19 protein-coding genes are annotated in these 21,480 nt (G+C 61.3%); 10 read left to right on the plus strand and 9 right to left on the minus strand.

Annotated features, from left to right (window positions below; translation table 11 throughout):
- Nucleotides 1–81: 81 nt before the first annotated feature.
- From GJR98_RS04910 to GJR98_RS04925, 4 genes are all read right to left on the minus strand, one after another.
- Entirely contained in the window at nt 82–432 is a 351-nt protein-coding gene (locus tag GJR98_RS04910) for a HalOD1 output domain-containing protein (protein ID WP_151136027.1), read from the minus strand.
- Between the two features lie 147 nt (nt 433–579).
- A complete protein-coding gene (locus GJR98_RS04915) occupies nt 580–3,792 on the minus strand; it encodes a bacterio-opsin activator domain-containing protein (protein WP_151136029.1) in 3,213 nt (1,070 codons plus the stop codon).
- 106 nt (nt 3,793–3,898) lie between these two features.
- On the minus strand, nt 3,899–4,393 hold the full coding sequence (gene rimI, locus GJR98_RS04920; protein WP_151136031.1) for a ribosomal protein S18-alanine N-acetyltransferase: 495 nt from the start codon (nt 4,391–4,393) through the stop codon (nt 3,899–3,901).
- Between the two features lie 119 nt (nt 4,394–4,512).
- On the minus strand, nt 4,513–6,480 hold the full coding sequence (locus GJR98_RS04925; RefSeq protein WP_151136033.1) for an aconitate hydratase: 1,968 nt from the start codon (nt 6,478–6,480) through the stop codon (nt 4,513–4,515).
- Nucleotides 6,481–6,682: 202 nt separating this feature from the next.
- Between GJR98_RS04925 and GJR98_RS04930 the strand changes: the two genes are divergently transcribed.
- From GJR98_RS04930 to GJR98_RS17440, 6 genes are all read left to right on the plus strand, one after another.
- Nucleotides 6,683–7,156, plus strand: a complete 474-nt coding sequence (locus GJR98_RS04930) for a deoxyuridine 5'-triphosphate nucleotidohydrolase (RefSeq protein ID WP_151136035.1) — start codon at nt 6,683–6,685, stop codon at nt 7,154–7,156.
- A 433-nt stretch (nt 7,157–7,589) separates the two neighbouring features.
- Entirely contained in the window at nt 7,590–8,828 is a 1,239-nt protein-coding gene (pan2, locus tag GJR98_RS04935) for a proteasome-activating nucleotidase Pan2 (protein ID WP_151136037.1), read from the plus strand.
- 105 nt (nt 8,829–8,933) lie between these two features.
- A complete protein-coding gene (locus GJR98_RS04940; RefSeq protein WP_151136039.1) occupies nt 8,934–9,407 on the plus strand; it encodes a pyruvoyl-dependent arginine decarboxylase in 474 nt (157 codons plus the stop codon).
- A 144-nt stretch (nt 9,408–9,551) separates the two neighbouring features.
- The gene (locus GJR98_RS04945; protein ID WP_151139385.1) at nt 9,552–10,400 is read left to right on the plus strand and encodes a sensor histidine kinase; all 849 of its coding nucleotides are present in this window, start codon (nt 9,552–9,554) and stop codon (nt 10,398–10,400) included.
- An 88-nt stretch (nt 10,401–10,488) separates the two neighbouring features.
- Nucleotides 10,489–10,872, plus strand: coding sequence for a DUF5811 family protein (locus tag GJR98_RS04950; protein ID WP_151136041.1), 384 nt, complete (start codon nt 10,489–10,491; stop codon nt 10,870–10,872).
- A 137-nt stretch (nt 10,873–11,009) separates the two neighbouring features.
- Complete coding sequence (locus GJR98_RS17440) at nt 11,010–11,180, plus strand: hypothetical protein (protein ID WP_191965420.1); 171 nt, start codon at nt 11,010–11,012, stop codon at nt 11,178–11,180.
- Nucleotides 11,181–11,196: 16 nt separating this feature from the next.
- On the opposite strand, the gene GJR98_RS04955 is transcribed toward GJR98_RS17440, so the two are convergent.
- From GJR98_RS04955 to GJR98_RS04965, 3 genes are all read right to left on the minus strand, one after another.
- On the minus strand, nt 11,197–11,541 hold the full coding sequence (locus GJR98_RS04955) for a hypothetical protein (RefSeq protein WP_191965421.1): 345 nt from the start codon (nt 11,539–11,541) through the stop codon (nt 11,197–11,199).
- 91 nt (nt 11,542–11,632) lie between these two features.
- Entirely contained in the window at nt 11,633–13,435 is a 1,803-nt protein-coding gene (infB, locus tag GJR98_RS04960) for a translation initiation factor IF-2 (protein WP_151136043.1), read from the minus strand.
- Between the two features lie 191 nt (nt 13,436–13,626).
- Nucleotides 13,627–15,543 (minus strand): multicopper oxidase family protein, encoded by a 1,917-nt coding sequence (locus tag GJR98_RS04965; RefSeq protein WP_151136045.1) that lies wholly within the window; start codon nt 15,541–15,543, stop codon nt 13,627–13,629.
- A 489-nt stretch (nt 15,544–16,032) separates the two neighbouring features.
- Here GJR98_RS04965 and GJR98_RS04970 point away from each other — a divergent pair, with 489 nt between their 5' ends.
- Nucleotides 16,033–16,278, plus strand: a complete 246-nt coding sequence (locus GJR98_RS04970; protein WP_151136047.1) for a PRC-barrel domain-containing protein — start codon at nt 16,033–16,035, stop codon at nt 16,276–16,278.
- A gap of 7 nt (nt 16,279–16,285) precedes the next feature.
- Complete coding sequence (locus GJR98_RS04975; protein WP_151136049.1) at nt 16,286–16,744, plus strand: NOB1 family endonuclease; 459 nt, start codon at nt 16,286–16,288, stop codon at nt 16,742–16,744.
- 17 nt (nt 16,745–16,761) lie between these two features.
- Here the strand turns inward: GJR98_RS04975 and GJR98_RS04980 are convergent, their stop codons facing one another.
- Nucleotides 16,762–17,499 (minus strand): CPBP family intramembrane glutamic endopeptidase, encoded by a 738-nt coding sequence (locus tag GJR98_RS04980; protein WP_151136051.1) that lies wholly within the window; start codon nt 17,497–17,499, stop codon nt 16,762–16,764.
- A gap of 144 nt (nt 17,500–17,643) precedes the next feature.
- Between GJR98_RS04980 and GJR98_RS04985 the strand changes: the two genes are divergently transcribed.
- Both GJR98_RS04985 and GJR98_RS04990 read left to right on the plus strand, forming a co-directional pair.
- Entirely contained in the window at nt 17,644–18,663 is a 1,020-nt protein-coding gene (locus GJR98_RS04985) for a DHH family phosphoesterase (RefSeq protein WP_151136053.1), read from the plus strand.
- A 123-nt stretch (nt 18,664–18,786) separates the two neighbouring features.
- On the plus strand, nt 18,787–20,127 hold the full coding sequence (locus GJR98_RS04990) for a TIGR00341 family protein (RefSeq protein ID WP_151136055.1): 1,341 nt from the start codon (nt 18,787–18,789) through the stop codon (nt 20,125–20,127).
- Here GJR98_RS04990 and GJR98_RS04995 read toward each other — a convergent pair whose 3' ends face one another.
- A complete protein-coding gene (locus GJR98_RS04995; RefSeq protein ID WP_151136057.1) occupies nt 20,128–21,420 on the minus strand; it encodes a glucose-6-phosphate isomerase in 1,293 nt (430 codons plus the stop codon).
- Nucleotides 21,421–21,480: the final 60 nt, after the last annotated feature.

Here is a 21,480-nt window from a genome sequence, read left to right on the forward strand (position 1 = left end):
ACAGACGGCCACTATCCACTTCTGGTGGTGGTGGTGGTGGTTGTGGTGATGGTGTTGTGGTGATACCGATCGTCGATGCTGTTAGGCAGACTTGACGATGACCGTTCCGTCGGCCCAAACGGTCACGTCGCAGGCAGCGTAACGGAACCTGACGTGCGCGCGTGCTGGGCTCATCGTCCCACGCTCGACAGCCCCGCTCGTCGCCGGTGCCCGAACCGGCTGAGCGAATACTCTATCGAGCGCATCTGGGTTGATGATGTCCGACAGTGGTGGAAGTTCGACAGCGTCCACGTCTTTCAACTGAGCGGCAGCGGTGACTATTGTCACGGCGAGAGTGTCTCGTCCGTCCCAGTCGTGTCGAGCGACGACCTCTTCGGTCGTGCCAGTGTTCCATCCAACATCGTTGCCCTGTAACACGCGAGTTTCGTCCATGGTTCTGTTCGCGTCGGCGTCTTGCCGACAGTGGGTCCAAAGACGGTAGATGATATATCCCTCGTTGCTATCTGACTAGTAGTATCACCTGTGACCACTCTAGGTGACTAGAGTACTGACTGAGAATCAGCTGGTATGGCGGGTCTCTCACTCGAAGACGTTCTGGACGAGCTTCCGTTCCGCCGCCCGAAGGTGGTACTGGAACGTCGGCGCGCTGATATCGAACGTCTCGGCGAGCGTCTCTGCGGTACTGCGGCGAGGCCACTCGTAGAATCCAGCGAGGTGGGCCGCTCGAACCGACTCGTACTGTCGGTCGGTCCACTCGTCGCGGATCTTCCACTGGAACGTCTCCGGCGACTCCTCGCTTTCTGTAACCGTCCGCCGTGACAGGAGGCTCGTCCCCGGGTAGTCCGCGTCGAGCATGTCGATGAACGACCGTACCCGAATCCGCTCGGGGACTTCGACAGTGAGCGTGGTCTGTCGACCGGTCGAATGGAGTTCTCGAAGCGTCGCCTCGGAGGCGTACAGGGTCTCGAAGAGCGACTCGCGCGGGAGTCGTATCTCGAAGAGGTTCCCCGAGTCGTCTTCCGAGAGCAGTCGCACGCGCGTCGCAACGTCGCTTCCGGCGTCGATAACCTCCTCCGGGTCGGCGTCTGTGACGATGAACGCGATGACCGACCCATCCGATTGCGGGAGAACGCCCGTGAGCGCGACGCTGTGGTCGACGTGTCGTGCGAGACGCGCAATCGACAGCCGGTCGCCACCGAGTTGCGCCTGCACGTGGGTTCGGCGTTCTGTCAGCATCGCGCCGGCGCGTTTCGTCGTCGCGAGCGCGTAGCCGATGGTCTCTCCCAACTCGGAGAGCAGCCCGTCTTCGTTCGACAGGACGTGTGGTTCGGTCGCATGGAGGACGAACAGCGCTTCGACTCGGTCGTCTGCAACCGCGGGGATGACTGCGAGTGACCGGAACCCGTAGGTGAGCGCGTCACCACGGTGGTCGGCCCACGTCGGGTCGTTGAGCACGTCGCCGACCGTCTGCATCGTGTGGGTCTGGATAGCGGTGTCGAGCAGTGCCGACAGTGGCCCGGACGCCGCCACTTCACCGAGTCGGTCGGCGTAGGCAGCGTCTGCGCCGTGAATCTCCTCGGGCTCAGGGTGGATTGTGTCGTCGATTCCGTCGGAGTCGACGTGCCACACGACGGCGTAGGGTTCGGTCCCGACGAGGTGCTGGCCGACGGCCGAGAGGGCGTCACTGCGCGTCGGCGCGCGGATGAGCGACTGGTTGATGTTTCTGATGGTCGTGTTGACCTGGTCGAGTCGTCTGAGTGCCTCGTTTTGCTCTGCGAGGCGGCGGTCTCGCTCGTGTAACTCGGACTCGGCGTCGAGGCGTTCCAGCAACTCTTCGACGGTGGCGACGAGCAAGTTCACGAGTTCGACGTCGACGTCACTGGGCGCGACAGTGCCCGGATGACCGGTCACGAGGACACCGTGGCGACCAACCGGCGCAGCGATGACTCGCTCGACGCCTTCGACGATACCGCCATCCGGGGCGATTTCGACGACTGAGACCTCGCCAGTGACGAAGGCGTCCCAGACGCCTCCTTCGGTCAGTCCAGCACCAATCGGCTTGTCGCCGAGTCCCGTTCCCGCCTCGCCAACACGTGCGAGTGCCGTGGTTGCTTCGTCGAAGACGAACAGTTCTGTCCGCGCATCGCCGAGGACCTCGTCACAGGCGTCGACGGCATCGTTGAGAATCGTCTCGCGGTCCGTCGCCCGCATCATCTCGCGCGTTCGCTCGTGGAGCGTCGCCAGCAACTGCTCGTAGCGGTGTCGCTCTGTCACGTCGCGGAGGACGCCAACCGACCCGAGTTCTTTCCCGTCGATGACGAGTGGAGTCCGTCGGTTTTCCACCTGTACGGTGTCCCCGTTTTCTTGCTCTAGTTCGAACTCCACGATTCGGTTCGAGGCCGTGAAGAACACCTCGTCGCTGTCGTCGATCGTCTCGTCGAAGAGGTAACTCGCGGAGACGCCCAACACTTCGACGCGCGTCAGGCCGGTCAGGCGCTCGAACGCCGGGTTGACGGACGTGAACCTGCCGTTTCGGTCCAGCGCGTACACCGCGTCGGCGACGGCGTCGAGCATCCGGCCGTACTGCTGGACTTCTGTCTCGCGTTCGTGTTGCTCGGTGATGTCGGTGAAGTAGACAGAGAGCCCGGTCTCAGAAGGGTAGGCCTTGATGTTGTACCACGTATCCGAGTTTTCGGAGTACGCCTCGAACCCTCTGGTCTGTTGGGTTCGCATCGCCGCTTTGAACTCGTGACGGAATCTGCCAGATTCCGGTGTGAGGTCCTCCATATGTCGATCGAAGAGGTCTGCGGCCGGTTCCCGAAAGAGCACCTCAGCAGTTTCGTTGACGTAGGTGAGCCGCCAGTCGGTGTCGAAAGCGACGACTGCTTCGTCGATTCGGCCCAGAACCTCCGAGAGCGCGTTTCTGAGTTCGTGACGCTCGGCAGCGGCCCCGATGACGGCCGCGATATTTTCGAGGAACAGCACGTCTTTGTCGGTGAAGTGCCCTGGTTCGAACGCTTGGGCGCCGATGACTCCCCACCGGTGGGCATCGCTCCCAATCGAGGCACAGATTCCGCTTCGGAACCCAGACGACGTGAACTCGTCTGAGTGGGTGAACCGGTCGTCCTCCTCGAAGTCGTCGACGACGGTCGAGTGGCCGTGTTGATACGTCGACATCGCCTGTGTTTCTTCGTTGGCACTGACGGGTTGTTGGATGAACTTCTCTGCCCATCCGGTCCCGGCAGCAACGCGGAACATCTCCGGTTCGTCGAGTCGTTCGAGGACCGAGACGGAGTCCGCGCCGAGTACGTCGCCCACACGATGGACGGCGAGTTGGAGGACTTCGTCGAGGCCGACCGTCGTCAGCGCACGTGTTCCCACCTCTGAGACGACCCGTTGTTGCTCGAGACGTGCGCGGTTCGAGCACTGGACGCGGTGGTCTTCGATGACCTTCTGGACGCGGAACGCCAGCCACGAGAGCGGGTCAGCATCGCTTTCCTGGATGAAATAGTCCGTTGCACCCGCCTCCACGGCATCCTGAACGAACGCTTGTTCGTTGGCCGTGACGATGATTGGGAGCGTCGGGTCGCTTTCGCGTACGTCGCGGATGAACGCGAGACCGTCGCTGTCGGTGAGGGGAGCAGTGAGAACGACACACTGGATGTCGCCTGCTGCAGCGAGAAGCTCTGCACGGGCCGAACCTGCGTCTCGAACGCGGCGGATTGCGAGTTCCGCTGAGGCGGCCCCGAGTGACGCTTGCAGACCATCCGCGAATGGTACGTCGTCACTCACGCAGAGAACCGTAGTGGACGGTGACACAGACGCACTACGATAGCTATTGTGATAAGTACTCCCACGGCTTACACGCCGCTCGTGTCACTCAGTTTTGACATGGATTTTATGTTTTCTGAGAATGCCAGTTGTGGAGGTCGAGAACCATGATGACGGCATCTTCGCCATCTCCGTAGTAGCGAGGAACCCGACGAGCAGGATTGAATCCGACGCTCTCGTAGAGCTGTCGCGCCGGTTCGTTCGAGACACGGACTTCGAGTTTGACGACCGCAGCACCGGCAATCGTCATCGCAGTCAGCGCGTGGAGCAGCAGTCGTCTCCCGAGTCCGTTTCCGCGTGCTTCCGGGCGGACTGCGAGGTCTTTGACGTGACCAATGTCGTTTCCGTGGTTCGGCATGACGTCGGCGACGACGTAGCCGAGGACGTCTGTGCCGCGGGCAGCGACGAGGAACGCCGGTTCGTCGACGAAGAGTTCGAACGCAGAGTAAGGCCACGGCTCTGTAAAGCACGTCCGCTCGATTCTGAGGACGTCGAGTAAGTCGGCACGCTCGGCCCGCCGGACGACTACGTCGTCGGCGAGGGCGTCGTCGAACTCCGTCACGCTCGCCGCTAAGCGATGGGGATGCAAAAACGCGACGGGCGACGAGCGCAGGCTGTCACAGTGACGCTCACGGTGCCGCCGCTCGCCGACCGAAAAATGTGAGAATGGGGTGTGTGCGCTTAGTCGTCCGCGGGAGCAGCGCCGCCCTCTGCCTGCTGCTTCGTGAGGGGGAGCTTGCCACCGGCGGTGAGAATACGGCGTTCACGCTCGGAGGCGTTGAGGGTTGCCGTCGCGTCCCACTCGTCGTTCACGCGGATGGTGAACTCTTGCTGACCGGATTCGACGCCTGCGGCCACGTCGTCGACGATTTCGATGTCGTCGCCCTGCTCGAGCTTCTCGTACGTCTCCTCGTCGATGGCGAGGGGGACGATACCGAAGTTGAACAGGTTCGCCTTGTGGATGCGAGCGAACGACTGTGCGAACACAGCTTCGATGCCGAGGTACATCGGGCACATCGCGGCGTGTTCACGGGAGGAACCCTGCCCGTAGTTCTCGCCAGCGACGAGGACGCCGTTACCGGCATCTTTGGCGCGCTGGGCGAACGTCTCGTCGACACGCGAGAGCGTGAAGTCAGAGAGGCGCTCGATGTTCGAGCGGAACTTGAGGATGTCGGACGTCGCCGGGATGATGTGGTCCGTCGTGATGTTGTCCTCCATCTTCAGGAGTGCTTCGCCGCCGACTTCGGCGCCGAGGGGGTCCTGCAGAGGAACTTCGCCGATGTTCGGGCCCTTGATGAGCTCGTCGTCGATGGCATCTTCCGCGTAGATGAGGTCCGTCTTGGCTCCGTCGTACTTCTCGGGGAGTTCGACGCCGGGTGCCTCGAGGTCACCGAGTTCGTCGGCGAGGTCACGTGGGTCGATAATTTCGCCTTTGAGTGCCGCAGCGGCCGCGACTTCGGGCGAGCAGAGGTAGACGTTGTCGTCCTCGATACCGGAGCGCCCCTCGAAGTTGCGGTTGAAGGTACGCAGGGAGATGGAGTCGGAGGCGGGCACGTGGCCGATACCGATACACGGTCCACAGGTTGCCTCGGAGACGTTGACACCAGCGGCCATCATCTCTGCCGTCCAGCCCTGACGGGCGAGAATCTCGCCGGCCTGCTTCGAACCGGGTGCGACGATCATCTCGAGGTGCTTTGCGACTTCGCGGCCCTTGAACATCTTCGCGGCCGGGAGGATGTCCTCGTAGCCACCGTTCGTACAGGAACCGATGAGGACCTGTTCGACCTTGTTGCCGGCGACTTCACGGACAGGAACGACCTTGTCCGGCATCGACGGGCAGGCGATGAGCGGTTCGAGGTCGTCGAGGTCGATGACGATTTCGTCGGCGTATTCGGCGTCTTCGTCGGCCTTCAGTTCGGTGTAGACCTCGCCGCGACCCTGGCGTTCGAGGTAGTCTTTCGTCTTCTCGTCCGTCTCGAAGATGGACGAGGTCGCGCCGAGTTCCGTACCCATGTTGGTGATGGTCGTGCGCTCGGGGACGGAGAGCGACTCTGCACCGGGGCCGGTGTACTCGAACACCTTGCCGACGCCACCCTTGACGGTCTCGCGGCGGAGCATCTCGAGGATGATGTCCTTCGCGGAGGACCATTCGGGGAGTTCGCCTTCGAGGCGGACGTTGACGACTTCGGGCATCTCGACGTAGTAGGCGCCACCGCCCATGGCGACGGCGATGTCGAGGCCACCGGCACCGATGGCGAGCTGGCCGAGGCCACCGGGGGTCGGCGTGTGCGAGTCAGAGCCGAGGAGGGTCTTGCCGGGTGCGGCGAAGTTCTCCTTGTGGACGTTGTGGCAAATACCGTTGCCCGGTCGGGAGAAGTGAGCGCCATATGTGCCCGCTGCAGAGCGGAGGAAGCGGTGGTCGTCCGTGTTCTTGAAGTCGAACTGGTAGGTCTGGTGGTCACAGTACTGGGCGGCGAGTTCCGTCTGTGCCTCGTCGAGGTCGAGCGCCTCGAACTGGAGCCACACCATCGTGCCCGTCGTGTCCTGCATCAGGACCTGGTCGATTTCGATTCCGATTTCCTCACCGGGGGTGAGTTCACCCTCGACGAGATGATCCGAGAGAATCTTTTCCGTGAGCGTCTGTCCCATAACACCCGAACGTCGATGGTCCTCGGATATAAATCCCGCGTACTTCCCTATCTTCGAACGTGAAGAATAGCGCCGTCTCTGGGTTTCTATCGTCTAAGGACCATTAAACTCCTTGTTGGTTCTTCCATGGGACACTCCCACAAATGCCACCGTCGCGCCCCAACTCCGGCACCATTTTGCACTCGCTCGACTCTGTGCAGATATGTACCGGTCCGGTTCCTTCGTTGCACAGCACATCTCGCCAGTCACCGACGAGCAGATTCAGCCAAACGGCGTCGACCTGACGCTCGAATCCGTCCTCGAACAGGTCGAACCCGGGCGCCTCGGACGTGAGGGAAAGACCATCGGTGAACGGCGTGCGCTCGATTTCGCCGACCCAGACACCGAGACGTACCGCCTCGAACCCGGCGGCTACGTTCTCCAGTACGCCGAGACGGTCCACATCCCCGAAGAGCACGTCGGCTTCATCTACCCACGGTCGTCGCTGATGCGGAACTCCTGTATGCTCAACACGGCCGTCTGGGACGCCGGATACGAAGGGAAAGGCGAAGGGCTGTTACAGGTCCACCACCCAATCGAACTCGAACGCGGCGCTCGCGTCGCCCAAATCGTCCTCACAGAGGCGTCCCACGATGGGACCTACGACGGGAGCTATCAGGGCGAACGAACCGAGTAGTCGGCACCCGAGTCGAACGGGTACTGCACCCTGTTTCTCTCACCGTTTGGACCGACACGAACCGACGACTGTCGTAGAAGATACCAGATTAATACCTACCTGTCTATTTCGGTGACGTTCTCGGCGACGACGAATTTGTTTCAAGTGTTTGGCCGACCTACTATTCCTCTGCGGAGGCGAAATAAACGGGACGAACGAGGGGCGAACCCGTGATTACCTACCTCCGCAACTTCCTTCCGACCCAATTTTTTGTGAGTGGAGACGCCGGCCCGAGTGACCTGTGTGTACTCTCACGTGGGGTGCGTGTACTCTCACGCAGACATATCGTGTGGTGGGGCGTTTCTGTATCGTTTAAAGAGTCTTCGAGTGAGGCACTCGTGTTCTCTGACCCAAAGGCACATTTACGCACGTACCTAAATGCGTCTAATTACTGATGTCACGGAGTCCATCTCTCCCAGAACGCCCTCATCTCGATCTGGACCCCGACATGTCGGATGCAGAGCGTCTCTCTGCGCTCCGTCAGCACGTCGAGCGTATGATCGAGGTCAACAGGCAACTCGACCAGCGTCTCCAGTCTGCGGACGACCGGCACGCTGAGTTGGTCGAGGAAGTCGAACAGATGAAAGCACGCAACGAGGCGCTGAAGACGGCCTCGTACTACATCGCCACCGTCGAAGAACTGACCGACGACGGCGTCATCATCAAACAACACGGCAACAATCAGGAGGTGTTGACTGACTTCGCACCCAACGTCGACCACTCCGAGATTCAACCTGGTGACCGTGTCGCCATCAACGACTCCTTTGCCGTCCAGACGCTTCTCGACGACGAGACCGACGCGCGGGCGCAGGCGATGGAAGTCGTGGAGTCGCCAACCGTCACCTACGACGACATCGGCGGCATCGACGAACAGGTCCGTGAGGTCCGCGAGGCGGTCGAACAACCACTCGAAAACCCCGAGATGTTCGAGAAGGTCGGCATCGACCCACCGTCTGGCGTGCTCCTCTACGGCCCGCCGGGCACCGGGAAGACGATGCTGGCGAAGGCCGTCGCCAACGAGACGAACGCCTCGTTCATCAAGATGGCCGGGTCTGAACTCGTCCAGAAGTTCATCGGCGAGGGTGCACGCCTCGTCCGCGACCTGTTCAAACTCGCGGCCGAACGCGAACCCGTCGTCATCTTCATCGACGAAATCGACGCCGTCGCGTCCAAGCGCACTGACTCGAAGACCTCCGGCGACGCCGAGGTCCAGCGGACGATGATGCAACTGCTCTCGGAGATGGACGGCTTCGACGACCGCGGCGAGATTCGCATCATCGCGGCGACCAACCGCTTCGACATGCTCGACGAGGCCATCCTCCGTCCCGGCCGATTCGACCGCCTCATCGAGGTGCCCAAACCGGCAGTCGAGGGTCGTCGCCGTATCCTCGACATCCACACCCGCGACATGAACGTCGCCGACGACGTGGACCTCGACTCACTCGCGGAGGAACTCGACGACTACTCCGGTGCCGACATCGCCTCGCTCACGACGGAAGCGGGGATGTTCGCCATCCGTGACGAACGGACCGAGGTCACCGGCGCTGACTTCGAAGCGGCCCACGAGAAGCTCTCGAACGTCGAGGAGTCCGGAACCGGCCCCATCTCCGGATTCACCGACTACCAGTACTGACCGACTGCCCGTTACTGACCGGCAGTCTGTGCGGCGAACGGGCTCACGCCCGTTCCATCCGCGGCCTTTCGTAACCCCCTTTGTAGCCCACGCTCTCGTTCAGTCATGAGCACGATTCGCGTCGTCCGCGGGGTCGGCACCGCCCCGACGGAGATGGCGTCGTACGACGCCGCCCTCGCTGCCGCTAATATTCACAACTACAATCTCGTCGCCGTCTCGTCGGTCGTCCCTGCGGACGCGACGGTCGAAACAGTCGACGTGGCTCCTGACCTCGGACCCGCTGGTAACCGGTTGACAGTCGTGCAAGCCCGTGAGACGACGTCGACGCCGGGTGAACACATCGTCGCCGGTCTCGGATGGAGCACCGGTCCCGGTGCGGGGCTGTTCTACGAGGCGTCCGGAACCGACGATGACGACGTTCGTCGGGCAATCCTCGCAGGACTCGACGCCGGTCGAGACCTCCGCGACTGGGAGTTCGACGACGAACAGGTCGCACTCACCGCAGCGGAACACGAAGGCGAGGGGTACACCACCGTCATCACCGTTGCCGCGTACGGCCAGAGCGAATCTATCTTCTGAGTAGATACCAACGGCGTACTGACTACGTATCTGTTCCACACCAACTGCGTACCGTCTGCGAACTTTGTTGACCGACGCACTCATCACCCGGTGTGGTAATGTCCCACTATGGGGGTACCACTGTTCGACCTGTCTGCACGGCGCATCGCGATTATCTATGCCGTCTTCGGGGTCCTGTGGTTCACCGCAAGTGACCTCGTGGTCGAACGACTCCCGAACCATCTTCTCTACCAGACGGCGACGGGATGGGTGTTCGTCTTCGTGTCTGCGGGACTCGTCTACACCCTCGTCGAGCAGAGTCACGTCGAACTCACCCGTGCGTCGTCACGACTCGAATCGACCAACGCGCACGCGAGCGTCCTCCATCGCATCCTCAGACACGACATCAGGAACGCCTGTACGGCGATATTGGGATATGCCGAACTCGTCGAACCACGTTCGGGCACGCACTGTGGCACCGACCCAGTCGTGGCGATTCGAAAGCGAGCGAATCGACTGGTCGAAGTGAGTGAGGAAGTGTCCTTGCTTCGGTCTGTCGAGCAGGCCGAAGGGAGTACCGTCGAAGTCAACCTCTCCTGTGCTGTTTCCGACGCCGTCGACGACATTCGACTGGAGTATCCGTCGGTGTCCATCTCGGTTTCGGCGCCACCAGAACTCTCTGTAACGGTCCACCCCGCGTTACCACGAAGCATCACAGAACTGCTCGACAATGCAGTCGTCCACGCAGACTGCGAGTCGCCAACCGTCGGAGTGACGGTGCGCCAAGTCGGGGATGTGGCCAGCGTGGCCGTCACAGACGACGGCCCGGGGATTCCGGAAATCGACCGCAAAGCACTGGTCTCGGGCGCAGAAACCCCGCTCAGACATACGACTGGCGTCGGACTCTGGTTGGTTCGTTCCATCGTCGAAGCGTCCGGTGGGTCGGTCGACATCCAGCGTCTGTCGTCGAAGGGAACGTCAGTCGTCCTGTACGTCCCCGTAACTGGTACGTAGCTTCAGTCCCCCTCGAATTTCGACACACCGGTGACAATCACGACTGACGACGCCTTTTTACACGTCCTCCCCGTATCTCAGGCGACTGATGAACGGGAACAACCCATATGCGGGCGCTCCCGGCGTAACTGGTGCCGGTCAACCATCGCAGGGCCACGAACTGACGGTCGAACAGATGGACTCGCTCCGGCGAGTCGTCGCCGGCATCGTTTCTCAAACAGAATCGTACCTTCCCGAGGGCTTCGCCGTCGGGTCGGAACTCTCGACCGGACCGAACGGTCCGCTGGCGACTGTCGCGGTTCACCCGCCTGTCGGCCACCCCGTCAGCGCTGGCTTTTCGCCAGACGCCGACGAACTCGACGCGGGCCTCACCGACGAGGACCGTGACGAAGTCGCTCGTGGCCTCGCCGCCAGCGCGGCGTTTCAGGTGATGAGCGCCGTCGGTGACGACATCACACCCGCCGCCCGCTAACACACGCGTCGAACGCGTCGTCATATTCCATTTTTCACGGCTGCACCCCGAGCGAACGCCCACGTCGTCCCTGCGTTCGACCCTCGCCGTGTCAAAATCGCAACAATGCACTTCACCGACCAGTGCGTACTGAGGGTATGGTCTCTCTCACCGACTATGCAGACGAGGTTGGCCCAACGACGATTATCATCGTCGGCTTCCTGTTGTTCATCTTCCCCGAACCTGCGACGTCAGCCATCGGTGCGGGGTTGATGTTGTTCGGAGTCGCCTACTGGTTCTGGGAGTGGAACCGGCCGAATACGAACTGACCGGTCGGCACCGAAATTAGATGCCACGGCGACGGCGACGCTGGTCGCTGTCGTCACGTGGGGTGTCGAGAGCGCCGAACGAGGCGTCACCTGCGTTGAACGGGGCGTCGACCGCGGCGACAGAAACCTCGGTGGCCGTGGATTCTGTGTTGGCGGGGCTCGTCGGCGATACGACGAAGAGCCCGTACGCGAGGACCGAGACAGAGACGAGGCCACCGATTGCGACGACGGATGAAACCGGGAGCTCTGTGAGCGTCCCGACGGCGAGGCCGAGGAACAACGGAAGTGGGAGCGTCGCCAGAATGAAGTCGTATCGAGAGGCGTCCGAGACGATGCTGTCGCTGAATGTTCGTGTGCGCATTATACCACCAATTCGTGAATAACTCGGTTAGAATACTAATTCGTTGCGGTAATCACGTCAATTACCCAACGATAAACCAGAAGACGGGAGCTTACTTGCCCCAGAAGGGGTCCCGACGGCGGTGCTTGTCGAGATAGCCGGAGAGCGCTTCGAGTTCGTCGACAGGAATGTCGTCACGGAGTTCCTGTTCGAGAATCTTCGCGTGCTTCTCGGGAAGTTCTATCCAGAGTTCGTCGCCTTCGTCGATTTGGCGGCCGACGGTGGGCCCGTCGATGGCGATGCTGACGCGTGACCCGGCCCGGGCGCTCGACACGTCTTCACCGTTCTCCTGAATCCCCGAGAGTTGGCCGACGCGCTTCGGCTCGTTGCCTTCCCACTTCACGACGTTCATGTTGTTCTTGATGGTCCCGGACATGATTTCGACGCCGACGACAGCAGGGTTGGACTGCCGGAACGTGTGGTCCTGAAGAATCTGGAAGCGACACGGGCGGACGATTTTGTCGAGAATCGTCTCCTGCTGGGCGCGCTTCATCTCGTCGACGAACTCCTCGTACTCGTCGATGAGTTGGTAGATGACGTCGTCTTCGAACAGTTTGACGTCGTTCTTGTCGAGTTCGTCTTCGGCGTTCGAGAGCACGTCCACGTTGAAGCCGAGGATGACCTTGTGTTCGGGTTCGCGGGCCGTCGAGGCGACGGCGACGTCACGCGGGGCGATATCGCCGACTTCGGCGCGGAGGATAGGGACTTCGGCCTCTTGCAGTGCGTTCGCCATGGCTTCGAGACTGCCGAGGGTGTCGGCTTTGACGACGACGCCCTCTTCTTCGGTGGTGACTTCGATATCCGCGAGTTCGGCTTCGACTTCGCGGATGACCTCGTCTACGTCGCGGTCACCGACGACACGAACTGGTGCGCCGGCCATCGCGCCTTCGAGGTCCGGCGCGGCGATTTTGACACCGGCCGCGGCGCGGACTTCGTCGACCTTGTCGAACCGCTTTTCGGTGCGAATCTCGGCGTTCGGGCGGGGTTGGAGGAGTGCGCGGACCTCGGTCACGATGGGTTCGTTCGCACCGCCGACGACGATGGTGTCGCCCGCGTGAATCGTCCCGTCGTAGAGGACCACGTCGAGGGTGGCACCGAAGCCACGTTCCTCTTTGACTTCGAGGACGGTCCCGTAGCCGGGGCCGGCCACGTCGATGGCCATCTCGTCTTTCATGTACCGCTGCGAGAGGCCCATGAGGACGCCGAGCAGGTCCGGAATCCCCTCGCCAGTCAGTGCGGAGACGGGGACGACACCGATGTTCTTCTGGAAGTTCTGGACGCGCCAGTAGAAGTCCGACGAGAAGCCCTTGTCGGAGAGTTCACCGATGAGTTGGTAGAGGCTCTCGTCGAGTTTGGACTTCGCGCGCTTGGACTGCTTCTCCAGCGACTTCTGGATTGGTTCACCCTGTTGTGGGTTCCATCCCGGTGTCGTGTCCACCTTGTTGGCGGCCACGATGAACGGCGTTCCCGTTCGTTTGAGGATGTCGATGGCTTCCTCGGTCTGTGGCTGGAAGCCGTCGTTTACGTCGACCACGAGGATTGCGATGTCGGCGAGCGCACCACCGCGAGAGCGGAGGGTACTGAACGAGTGGTGGCCCGGCGTGTCGATGAAGAGCAGTCCCGGCAGGTCGAAGTCGTCTGGGTTGACGAGGGCACCGGCCATCTGCGAGACGGTCTCTAAGGGGACCGCGGTTGCGCCGATGTGCTGGGTGATGGCACCTGCCTCACCGTCGCTGACAGCGGACCCGCGAACCTTGTCGAGAAGACTAGTCTTCCCGTGGTCGACGTGGCCGAGAACGGCCACGATGGGTGTGCGAAGCGTATCGGATTGTGATGTCGAATCAGTGTCGGACATGGAGAATCGCCCCGGAGAAGGTTACTTACCCGATTCGAGTCGGTGACTCCAGTTAAGTCCATCGTCACGTGTGCATGCACTGGATTACGTGACCGTCGCTTCGTGTCGACCGCAGAGACGACACCTCCAGCAAAAATGGAGTCTTTGGGTGTGTGGCGATGCAGAACTCGTCGAGGGAGTGAGCGGGCGACCTACTCGACGACTTCGAACGGCAGCATCATCTCTTGGTCCTCGTGTTCGAGGATGTGACAGTGCCAGGCGAACCTGCCCGCGAATCCGGTGAAGTCGACCTTGACGCGTAACATCTCGTTCGGGTTGACGAGAACGGTGTCTTTTTTCACCGTATTGTTCGGCGTGGGTGGAGTCACAGCATCCGGCGTGATGTAGCTTTTCACGTCGGGCTTTTCGGGCTTCATGCCACCGTTTTCGAGATACTCGGCGTACGCGTTGATGTAGTCCTGTGCGTGTTGAGCGTAGGTATCTCCGGTTCCATCGTTCCACGTGAACGACTCTCGCTCCAGCACCTCCATATCCACGAGGTGGAGGTGAATCGGGTGGGAGTCACCGGTCGTGTTGACGAACTCCCACGTCTCGGACGTGTTGAGTTCTGGGTCGACCACGGCGTCTTCGTCACTCCACAGCGACAGGTCGAGGAAGTGTGAGTCGTATTCGACTCCCTCTTCGACCTCTAGCGTCGCGCTGTCGAGCGAGAACGTCCGGGTTATGTCGGTGTCGGTGACCTCCGGCGTGAAGTCGTAGCGGTCGATTTTCTTTCCGATGACTTTCAGGAACTGGTCGGAGGGGATGCTGTTGTCGGGCTCCGAGAGCGGCTTCGTGACCTTGATTTTCAGCATCTCACGCATGTCGACGTCGATACTGTCGTCGCCGCGTGGGACGAAGTCTTCGCCGGCGTACGGGATTCCCGTGCCGTTGTCGAGGATGAACTCCTCGCCTTCGAAGTCGCTGAAGTCGACGACGACGTCGGCCCGCTCTGCCCCCGAGAGGAGTAGCGACGGAACCATCCCGCCGGGGCCAACGGTGACCACGTCGTCGAGGAAGCCAAGGTCCACGCCGATCTGTTCCATCACTGGGGCGTCGTCGTAGGACTCGCTGTCTTCGTTGTAGAACTTCAGGTTGAACGTCCGGCCGTTCGACCCGTTGAGGAACCGGAAGCGGTACTTCCGGGGCTCGACCTCGAGGCACGGGTAGGCCTTGCCGTTGACGACGGGCACGTCGCCCCAGAACTCTGCTTCGAACGAGTCGTCGGTTCCGTCTGGGTACTGCAGTTCTCCCCCGCTCGTGAAGGAGCGGTCCTGCAGGAGGATTGGTATCTCGTACTCGTCGCTCGGGAGGCTGTTTTCGACCGGGTCGCGGAGAAGGTAGAATCCGGCCAGTCCGGCATAGACGTTCAGGCGGGTGATGCCGAGGGCGTGGTCGTGGTACCACAGCGTCCCCGGTTCTTGTCTGTTCGGGTACTCTTTGGTCTGTTTGTAGGCGACGGGGCTGTCGGGAATCGCGGCGAAGTCGTCGGTGGTCTTTCCCTCGGGAGTCACCCACGCTTCGGAGTAGCCGTCGTCCTGTTCGGCCGCGACGCCACCGTGCAGGTGAACGACGGTTCGAATCTCTGGCGCACCGTGGTCGGCCCCGTGCACTCGCTTGTCGACGCTCAGCAGGTGCTCCCCGCCGCGGGAGTTTCCTTGCCAGTCAGTTCCGAGTTCGTTCATCCACTTGACCGAGACAGGCCGGTCGGGACGCGCTTCGATCGTCGCAGCCGGGTAGGTCCCACCGTAGCCCCAGAGCGTGGTCGGCTTGTCTCCCATCGTGCTGGGGAGCACCTGCTGCTGGAACTCGGTCATCGATATCTCGTAGTGGTCGACACCACCCTTCCTGCTGTCGGGCGTCATCACGCCGGGCCGCGGGAGTGGGTCCTGCCACTTGTGACCGGTGAAGTCCAGCGGTGTTTGGGTCGCCTGAGCACGAGCACGTCTGACACTCCACGGTAGGGTACTGAATAGACCCACCGCGGCTGCACCCTTCAGTACAGTCCGTCGGGAAAGGCCGGTCTTCCCGGCCGAGTCTTTCTGTTTCTGTGTAGTTTTGTTGTCCATGAGTTCATCCGGGCGTAGTCATGTTGCCACCAACTCGTCGTCGCGTATCAGCAGAATCTACCAACACTACGTCCAGATTGAATAGACGTGATTCATGATTTTCAGTATACATTTCCTATAGACAGGTAATGTCAACGTTCCCCGTCTGTTTGCCAGTTCAGCAAGTCTAGTGTTCTGATGAAAACAAACTGGCATTTACTATACACACAGATTGAATTTATAATCTGATTATCTGGGCGTATAACTGGCCTTCTAGGTCCTGTCTAACGAAGCTCCAAGGACACCTTGTGGGTGCGACCACAGCACTTCGACACTGGTGGTGCCCAGTGGGGACAAGGTGACCATTCTATGTAGCGCTGGACTTTCAGGACCCGCTGAAGACTGACTTCGTTGGTTACGTACCGTCCAACTGTGGCGACGATGAGGGCCGTCGGCCACCCGTCAGACGTGCCCGTGGCGTTTATGTGAACCCACGAGGAACGGTTGAGCATGGCCGACATACTCGCCGAGAACCTCTCCGGAAAGGCCGTCATGGGGTCGGATGGGACGGAACTCGGAATGCTGTACAACATCACGATGAGCCTGAAGTCGGGTGAACTCCACGACTTGCTCGTCCAACCCAACGAGGAACTCGCACCCGGGCGTATCTCGTTCGACCGTGACGAACGTGGTCGCTTCCGAATTCCGGTCAACCGCGTCCAGGCCGTCAAAGACTACATCGTCGTCCAACGATAGAGTTCTAATGCGGATTCTCGACTCTTCTGCGTTCATCCACGAGTACCACACTGACGACGAGACGGCGTCGATTCCGCTCGTCAAAGAAGAACTCACTGGCGAGCACGCGTTCCGATTCGACGCGCAGGAAGGTGCCGGCATGTACGTCCACATCCCCGGACAGGGCACCGTGGACAAAGTGCTTCGGGCCGCCAAAGAGACGGGCGACGCGGACGTCCTCTCGGAGACTGACGCCCGCCTCATCGCCGCCGCGTTCGAACTCGATGCGGTTCTCGTCACCGACGACTACGCGATGCAGAACGTCGCCGAACGACTCAACGTCACCGTCGAAGTCATCGCACAGGACGGCATCGCAGAGCAGCGGAACTGGAAGTTCCAGTGTCAAGGCTGTGGCCGTGAGTTCGACGAGAACAAAGAGCGGTGTCCCATCTGCGGGATGGGTCTCTCGCGAAAGAACCCGGCGTAATCCAAGACGCTCGATTTTTAGAGCAATCCGGTCGACTGCGCGTAACTCGCGAGGAACTGGACCGCGTTGAACAAGCCGTGAGCGACGGCAGCGACGGCGAGGTTCCCGCTCTGTTCGTAGATAATCGCGAGGACGCTCCCGAGGACGAACACCATCCCGAGCGAGATGAACATCCCCTCACCCGAAAACGACCAGAGGTGAATCGAGGCGAACACCGCACTCGACAGGACGACGGCCGGCGCAGGCCCCCAGAGACGGCGGAGTTCACCGTAGGCGATACCGCGGAAGATGAGTTCTTCGGTCGGTCCGACGAGGAAGATGGTGACGACGGTGAGATACAGGAAGTACACCGGATTCTCGCGGCCCTGTTGTGCCAAGACGCTCTCACCGCTCTGGATGTCGAGGAGATTCATCAGTGCCGTCGCGCCGAGATAGACGACGAGAAGGGCGACGAGACCACCGCCAATCCACAGCATATCGCGTTTCGTGGGGGCCTCGAGACGGATGATGTCCCAGTCGTCTCGTGCCGCGAGGTACGCAAGCCCGACGACGCCGAACCCGATGAACTGGCCAGCGCTGGCGATGGCGTCGACGAGTGGGTCCGATGGAGCGAGGAATCCTCTCCCGATTCCACTCGCAACGGCGCCGAACGTTGCACCGACGATGAGCGCGAGGGCGACGACGATGATGATGCCCCCGTACGCCTGGAGATGGTCGGCGGGACTCGCCGACGAGCGGACGGAGTCGTGTGCCATTGCCCTCCACTTCGGAATCAGGCCGCATAACGGATTCGGGTCGGTGTCGTCCTCTCCGACCCTGTCTGTTCACGTCCGAGAGACATTCTGCTCATTGTTATCGTACCACACACTGCTAACCTGTTAGAGGCCCTATACTATGCGATGAGTACACCTCAGCAACTCCACGAGTTGCTTTCTGGGGGGAGCGAACTCAACATCGTCTGCCACAACAACCCCGACCCAGACTGTCTCGCGAGTGCCCTCGCGTTGGGCCGTATCGCAGAGGCCGCCGGCGTCGAGGAGTCGCACATCCTCTACGATGGTGACATCTCGCACCAGCAGAACCGTGCGTTCGTGAATCTCCTCGGTATCGAACTCGAGCAGTTCGACCCGGCCACGGTTACGGACCGGCCGCCGGGGTCGTTGCTCGCATTCGTCGACCACTCGGTTCCCGGGGCGAACAACAAGGTTCCGAAGGGGACGCCGATAGACATCGTCATCGACCACCACCCTTCGAACGGCGTCGATGCCCGGTTCGTCGACCACCGCGACCACGTCGGCGCTGCTGCGACCATCCTCACCGAGTACATCCAAGACCTCGATATCGAACTCGACGAAGCGCTTGCGACGGCACTCTTGTTTGCGATTCGTCGTGAGACACTCAACTTCCTCCGGGGTGTGACCAGCGACGAGTACGAAGCGGCAGCGTACCTCCAGAAGTCGGTCGACAACGAGTTACTCCACCAACTGTCAGCACCATCGTTCACAGGGGAGACACTCGACGCGATTGCGACCGCGATTGGCAATCGGCGAGTGAAACAGTCTGTACTCATCTCTCACGTCGGCCGGACGACCGAACGGGACTCACTTCCACAGGCCGCGGACTACCTCGCGACCTTAGAGGGTGTCGAGACGGCCATCATCTTCGGAATCATCCACGACGCCATCCACCTCAGTGCCCGGTCACCAGACCCTCGCATTCACGCGGGGAACGTCCTCAGAAAGGCGTTCGGAGATGTCGGGAGCGCCGGAGGGCATCACGACGTTGCAGGTGGTGAAATCCCACTTGGTATCTTCGCCGACTACAAGAGTGACGACGAGCAGTTGCTCAGAATCCTCGAAGAAGTCATCACTACCCGTCTCTACGCCGAACTCAACATAAACAACGACTCGAAGAAGTGAAAACACCCGTCCGAACTCCCGACAGTACCACACGCGAAACAGTCTCGTGAGAGTGAATTTCGACTAAAAACGAATGTTCGTGCCCCTAATTTATTCTCTTACATCTTGTATATTTGTCGTTATATGCGCCTCGTTCACGTTCTCATCCCGATTGGAAGACTGGAAGACGTTCTCGACGAGTTGGACGACGAAGGAATCGACTACGCGGTGAGCGAAGAGATTGGCAGAGGCGAGTACGAAGCACAGGTTTCGTTTCCGCTTCCGACCAGCGCAGTCGAACCGGTGTTGAACCGACTGCGAAGCGTCGGACTCGAAGAAGACGGCTACACCATCGTCGTCTCCGCCGAAACAGTCGTCTCGAAGCGATTCAATGAGACCAAATCCAAGTACACTGACCTGACGCTCTCGCGTGCAGAACTCGTCTCGCGGGCTGAAGATATGGCACCGCCGCTCTCGACGTTCGTCATCATGACCATCGTCAGTGCGGTCGTCGCGACGACGGGCTTGCTCTCGAACTCGGCGGCGGTCATCATTGGGGCGATGATTATCGCACCGGTGATGGGGCCCGCAATCTCGGCCTCCGTCGGGAGCGTGCTGTACGAACCGAAACTGTTCCGCCGAGGGGTTGGGTTGCAGGTGTTCGGCGTGTTACTCGCCATCGCGAGTGGCCTCGTCTTCTCACTTCTCGTCAAAGAGACCCTGTTGGTTCCCCCCGGATTCAACCCGATAGAGGTCCCGCAGGTCCAAGAACGTCTGACACCGAACATCCTCTCGTTGGTCCTCGCGGTGGGCGCCGGCGTCGCCGCCGTGTTCAGTCTCACTCGCGGGGTCTCGTCTGTGCTCGTCGGCGCGATGATTGCCGTCGCGCTGGTTCCGCCCGCTGCCACCGTCGGCATCGGCATCGCGTGGAACGCGCCGCTCGCGATTTTGGAGGCGGGCACGCTCTTGCTCGTGAACATCCTCGCGGTGAACCTCGTCGCGCTCAGTCTCCTGTGGTTGAGTGGGTACCGCCCCGTCTCCGAAGACCGAGAGGGATACGCTCGTAAACGGACGATTCAACTGCTCGGAATCATCACGTTCGCACTCCTCGTCTTAGGAATCGTCCTCGTAGGTGTCACGCTCCTCTCGGTGGCCGATGCCCAGTTCAAGGAGAATCTAAACGACGAAATCGCCGGCGTTCTCACCCAAAACGAGTACCGGAACGTCCGACTCGTCGAGGTGCACATCGACGTCTCACCCGTTCAGGGAATCCTGTTCAGTGAAGAACCCGAAGTGACGATTCTGGTCGACTCGCCCGGTGGCATCCCACCCAGTGGGTTGGCCGAAGAGATTCGGACCACGATCAAAGAAGAACAGGGGTACGACGTCATCGTCGTCATCGAGGCAGTCGATGTGTCACTCCCTGCTGACGACGAGGCGACGATGACAGAGCGGGTTGCCGCACCGCTCCTGCCGGCAGCCTAACTACTCGACGACGAGTCGCTCTTTCTCCGCAACTGCGTCTGCTTCCTCGAAGTCGCCGCCACCAAGGAGGCCGCGCGCAGCGCGTTTGCCCCACTCGACGGCCGGTTGGACGAAGGTGTCGACGCTGGCGAGTTCGCCGTAGAGGACACACGCTGCTTCCATCGCGTAGAGGAGTTCGCCGAGCCCGTACTCGTCGACGCGTTCGATTTCGATGCGGACGTTCGGGCGTCCGGCGGCGACGAGACTCGCTTCTGTGGCCTCGAACTCGGCGTCGAGGAGTTCGCCGAGCGACGACCCGCCGAGGTAGGCGAGGCCGTCGAGGTCGGTTTCGGGGATGTCAACGTCGTCGCGTTCGGTGGCGCGGACGAGTGTGACGAGTTTGTCGCGCGGGCCAGCGCGGTACAGTTGGAGTTGGGAGTGCTGGTCGGTGGCGCCGAGGGCGCGCAGTGGCGTCTGGCCGAGACCGTCTTTGCCGAGTGATTCGGCCCACAACTGCGCGAACCACTCGGAGAACGTTTCGAGCGACTCGGCGTAGGGCATCATCGCGTTCTGGAGCATGCCGCGCTCGGCGAGGGCGAACGAGACGGCACCGTAGGCGTACGCGGGCGAGTCGAACAGCGAGTCAGAGAGACGCGCTTCCTGTGCGGCCGCACCCTCCAGAATCGCGTCGATGTCGTGGCCACAGAGTGCCGCGGCGGCGAGACCGACCGTCGAGAGCACCGAGAACCGACCGGGAACGCCGTCCGGAACGGGGAGGAGCGGCAGGTCGTGTTTGTCAGCGAGGTCACGCAGATTGCCTTCCTCGCCGGTCGTGACGAAGGTCTGTTCCGCCCAGTCGACGCCGGCGTCGTCCATCGCCTCGCGGACGACGAGGAAGTTCGCCAGCGTCTCGGCAGTCGTTCCGGAGCGAGAGACGACGTTGACGACGGTCTGCGAGAGGTCCAGCGAGTCGAGGAGGCGTTCGACCGCTTCGGGGTCGACGTTGTCGAGGTAGTACGCGTCCACGTCGCTTTCGAGGGCGTCGGTCAGCGTGGCCGCGCCGAGGGCACTGCCGCCGATGCCGACGGTGATGACCGCGTCGGGGTCGTCGAACCGACTCACCGCATCGCGAATCTCGTCGGGGTCGGTACTGCTCGGAAGGTTCAGCGCTTCGTAGCCGTGTTCGTTGGCCTCGCGTCCCTGTTCGATGCGTTCGTGGGCGGCTGCAACCCGCCCGTCCAGTCGTTCGAGTGTCTCGCGTGAGACACCGTGGGCCGGTGCCGTATCGAGGACGTTTCCGAGGTCTACCTGCATGGTAACTCGCGCGTCCGCCGGCGTGAAAACGACACCGGTCGGTTTAATCGCGGCCACTCC

Origin of the sequence: Haloferax marinisediminis, from assembly GCF_009674585.1 — an archaeon.
Classification (GTDB): domain Archaea; phylum Halobacteriota; class Halobacteria; order Halobacteriales; family Haloferacaceae; genus Haloferax; species Haloferax marinisediminis.

Coding starts and splice junctions, on each gene's coding strand:
- GJR98_RS04910 (WP_151136027.1), bottom strand. CDS start 432: ATGGACGAAACTCGCGTGTTACAGGGCAACGATGTTGGATGGAACACT.
- GJR98_RS04925 (WP_151136033.1), bottom strand. CDS start 6,480: ATGGGACAGACGCTCACGGAAAAGATTCTCTCGGATCATCTCGTCGAG.
- GJR98_RS04930 (WP_151136035.1), top strand. CDS start 6,683: ATGTACCGGTCCGGTTCCTTCGTTGCACAGCACATCTCGCCAGTCACC.
- pan2 (WP_151136037.1), top strand. CDS start 7,590: ATGTCACGGAGTCCATCTCTCCCAGAACGCCCTCATCTCGATCTGGAC.
- GJR98_RS04940 (WP_151136039.1), top strand. CDS start 8,934: ATGAGCACGATTCGCGTCGTCCGCGGGGTCGGCACCGCCCCGACGGAG.
- GJR98_RS04950 (WP_151136041.1), top strand. CDS start 10,489: ATGAACGGGAACAACCCATATGCGGGCGCTCCCGGCGTAACTGGTGCC.
- GJR98_RS17440 (WP_191965420.1), top strand. CDS start 11,010: ATGGTCTCTCTCACCGACTATGCAGACGAGGTTGGCCCAACGACGATT.
- GJR98_RS04955 (WP_191965421.1), bottom strand. CDS start 11,541: ATGCGCACACGAACATTCAGCGACAGCATCGTCTCGGACGCCTCTCGA.
- infB (WP_151136043.1), bottom strand. CDS start 13,435: ATGTCCGACACTGATTCGACATCACAATCCGATACGCTTCGCACACCC.
- GJR98_RS04965 (WP_151136045.1), bottom strand. CDS start 15,543: ATGGACAACAAAACTACACAGAAACAGAAAGACTCGGCCGGGAAGACC.
- GJR98_RS04970 (WP_151136047.1), top strand. CDS start 16,033: ATGGCCGACATACTCGCCGAGAACCTCTCCGGAAAGGCCGTCATGGGG.
- GJR98_RS04975 (WP_151136049.1), top strand. CDS start 16,286: ATGCGGATTCTCGACTCTTCTGCGTTCATCCACGAGTACCACACTGAC.
- GJR98_RS04980 (WP_151136051.1), bottom strand. CDS start 17,499: ATGGCACACGACTCCGTCCGCTCGTCGGCGAGTCCCGCCGACCATCTC.
- GJR98_RS04985 (WP_151136053.1), top strand. CDS start 17,644: ATGAGTACACCTCAGCAACTCCACGAGTTGCTTTCTGGGGGGAGCGAA.
- GJR98_RS04990 (WP_151136055.1), top strand. CDS start 18,787: ATGCGCCTCGTTCACGTTCTCATCCCGATTGGAAGACTGGAAGACGTT.
- GJR98_RS04995 (WP_151136057.1), bottom strand. CDS start 21,420: ATGCAGGTAGACCTCGGAAACGTCCTCGATACGGCACCGGCCCACGGT.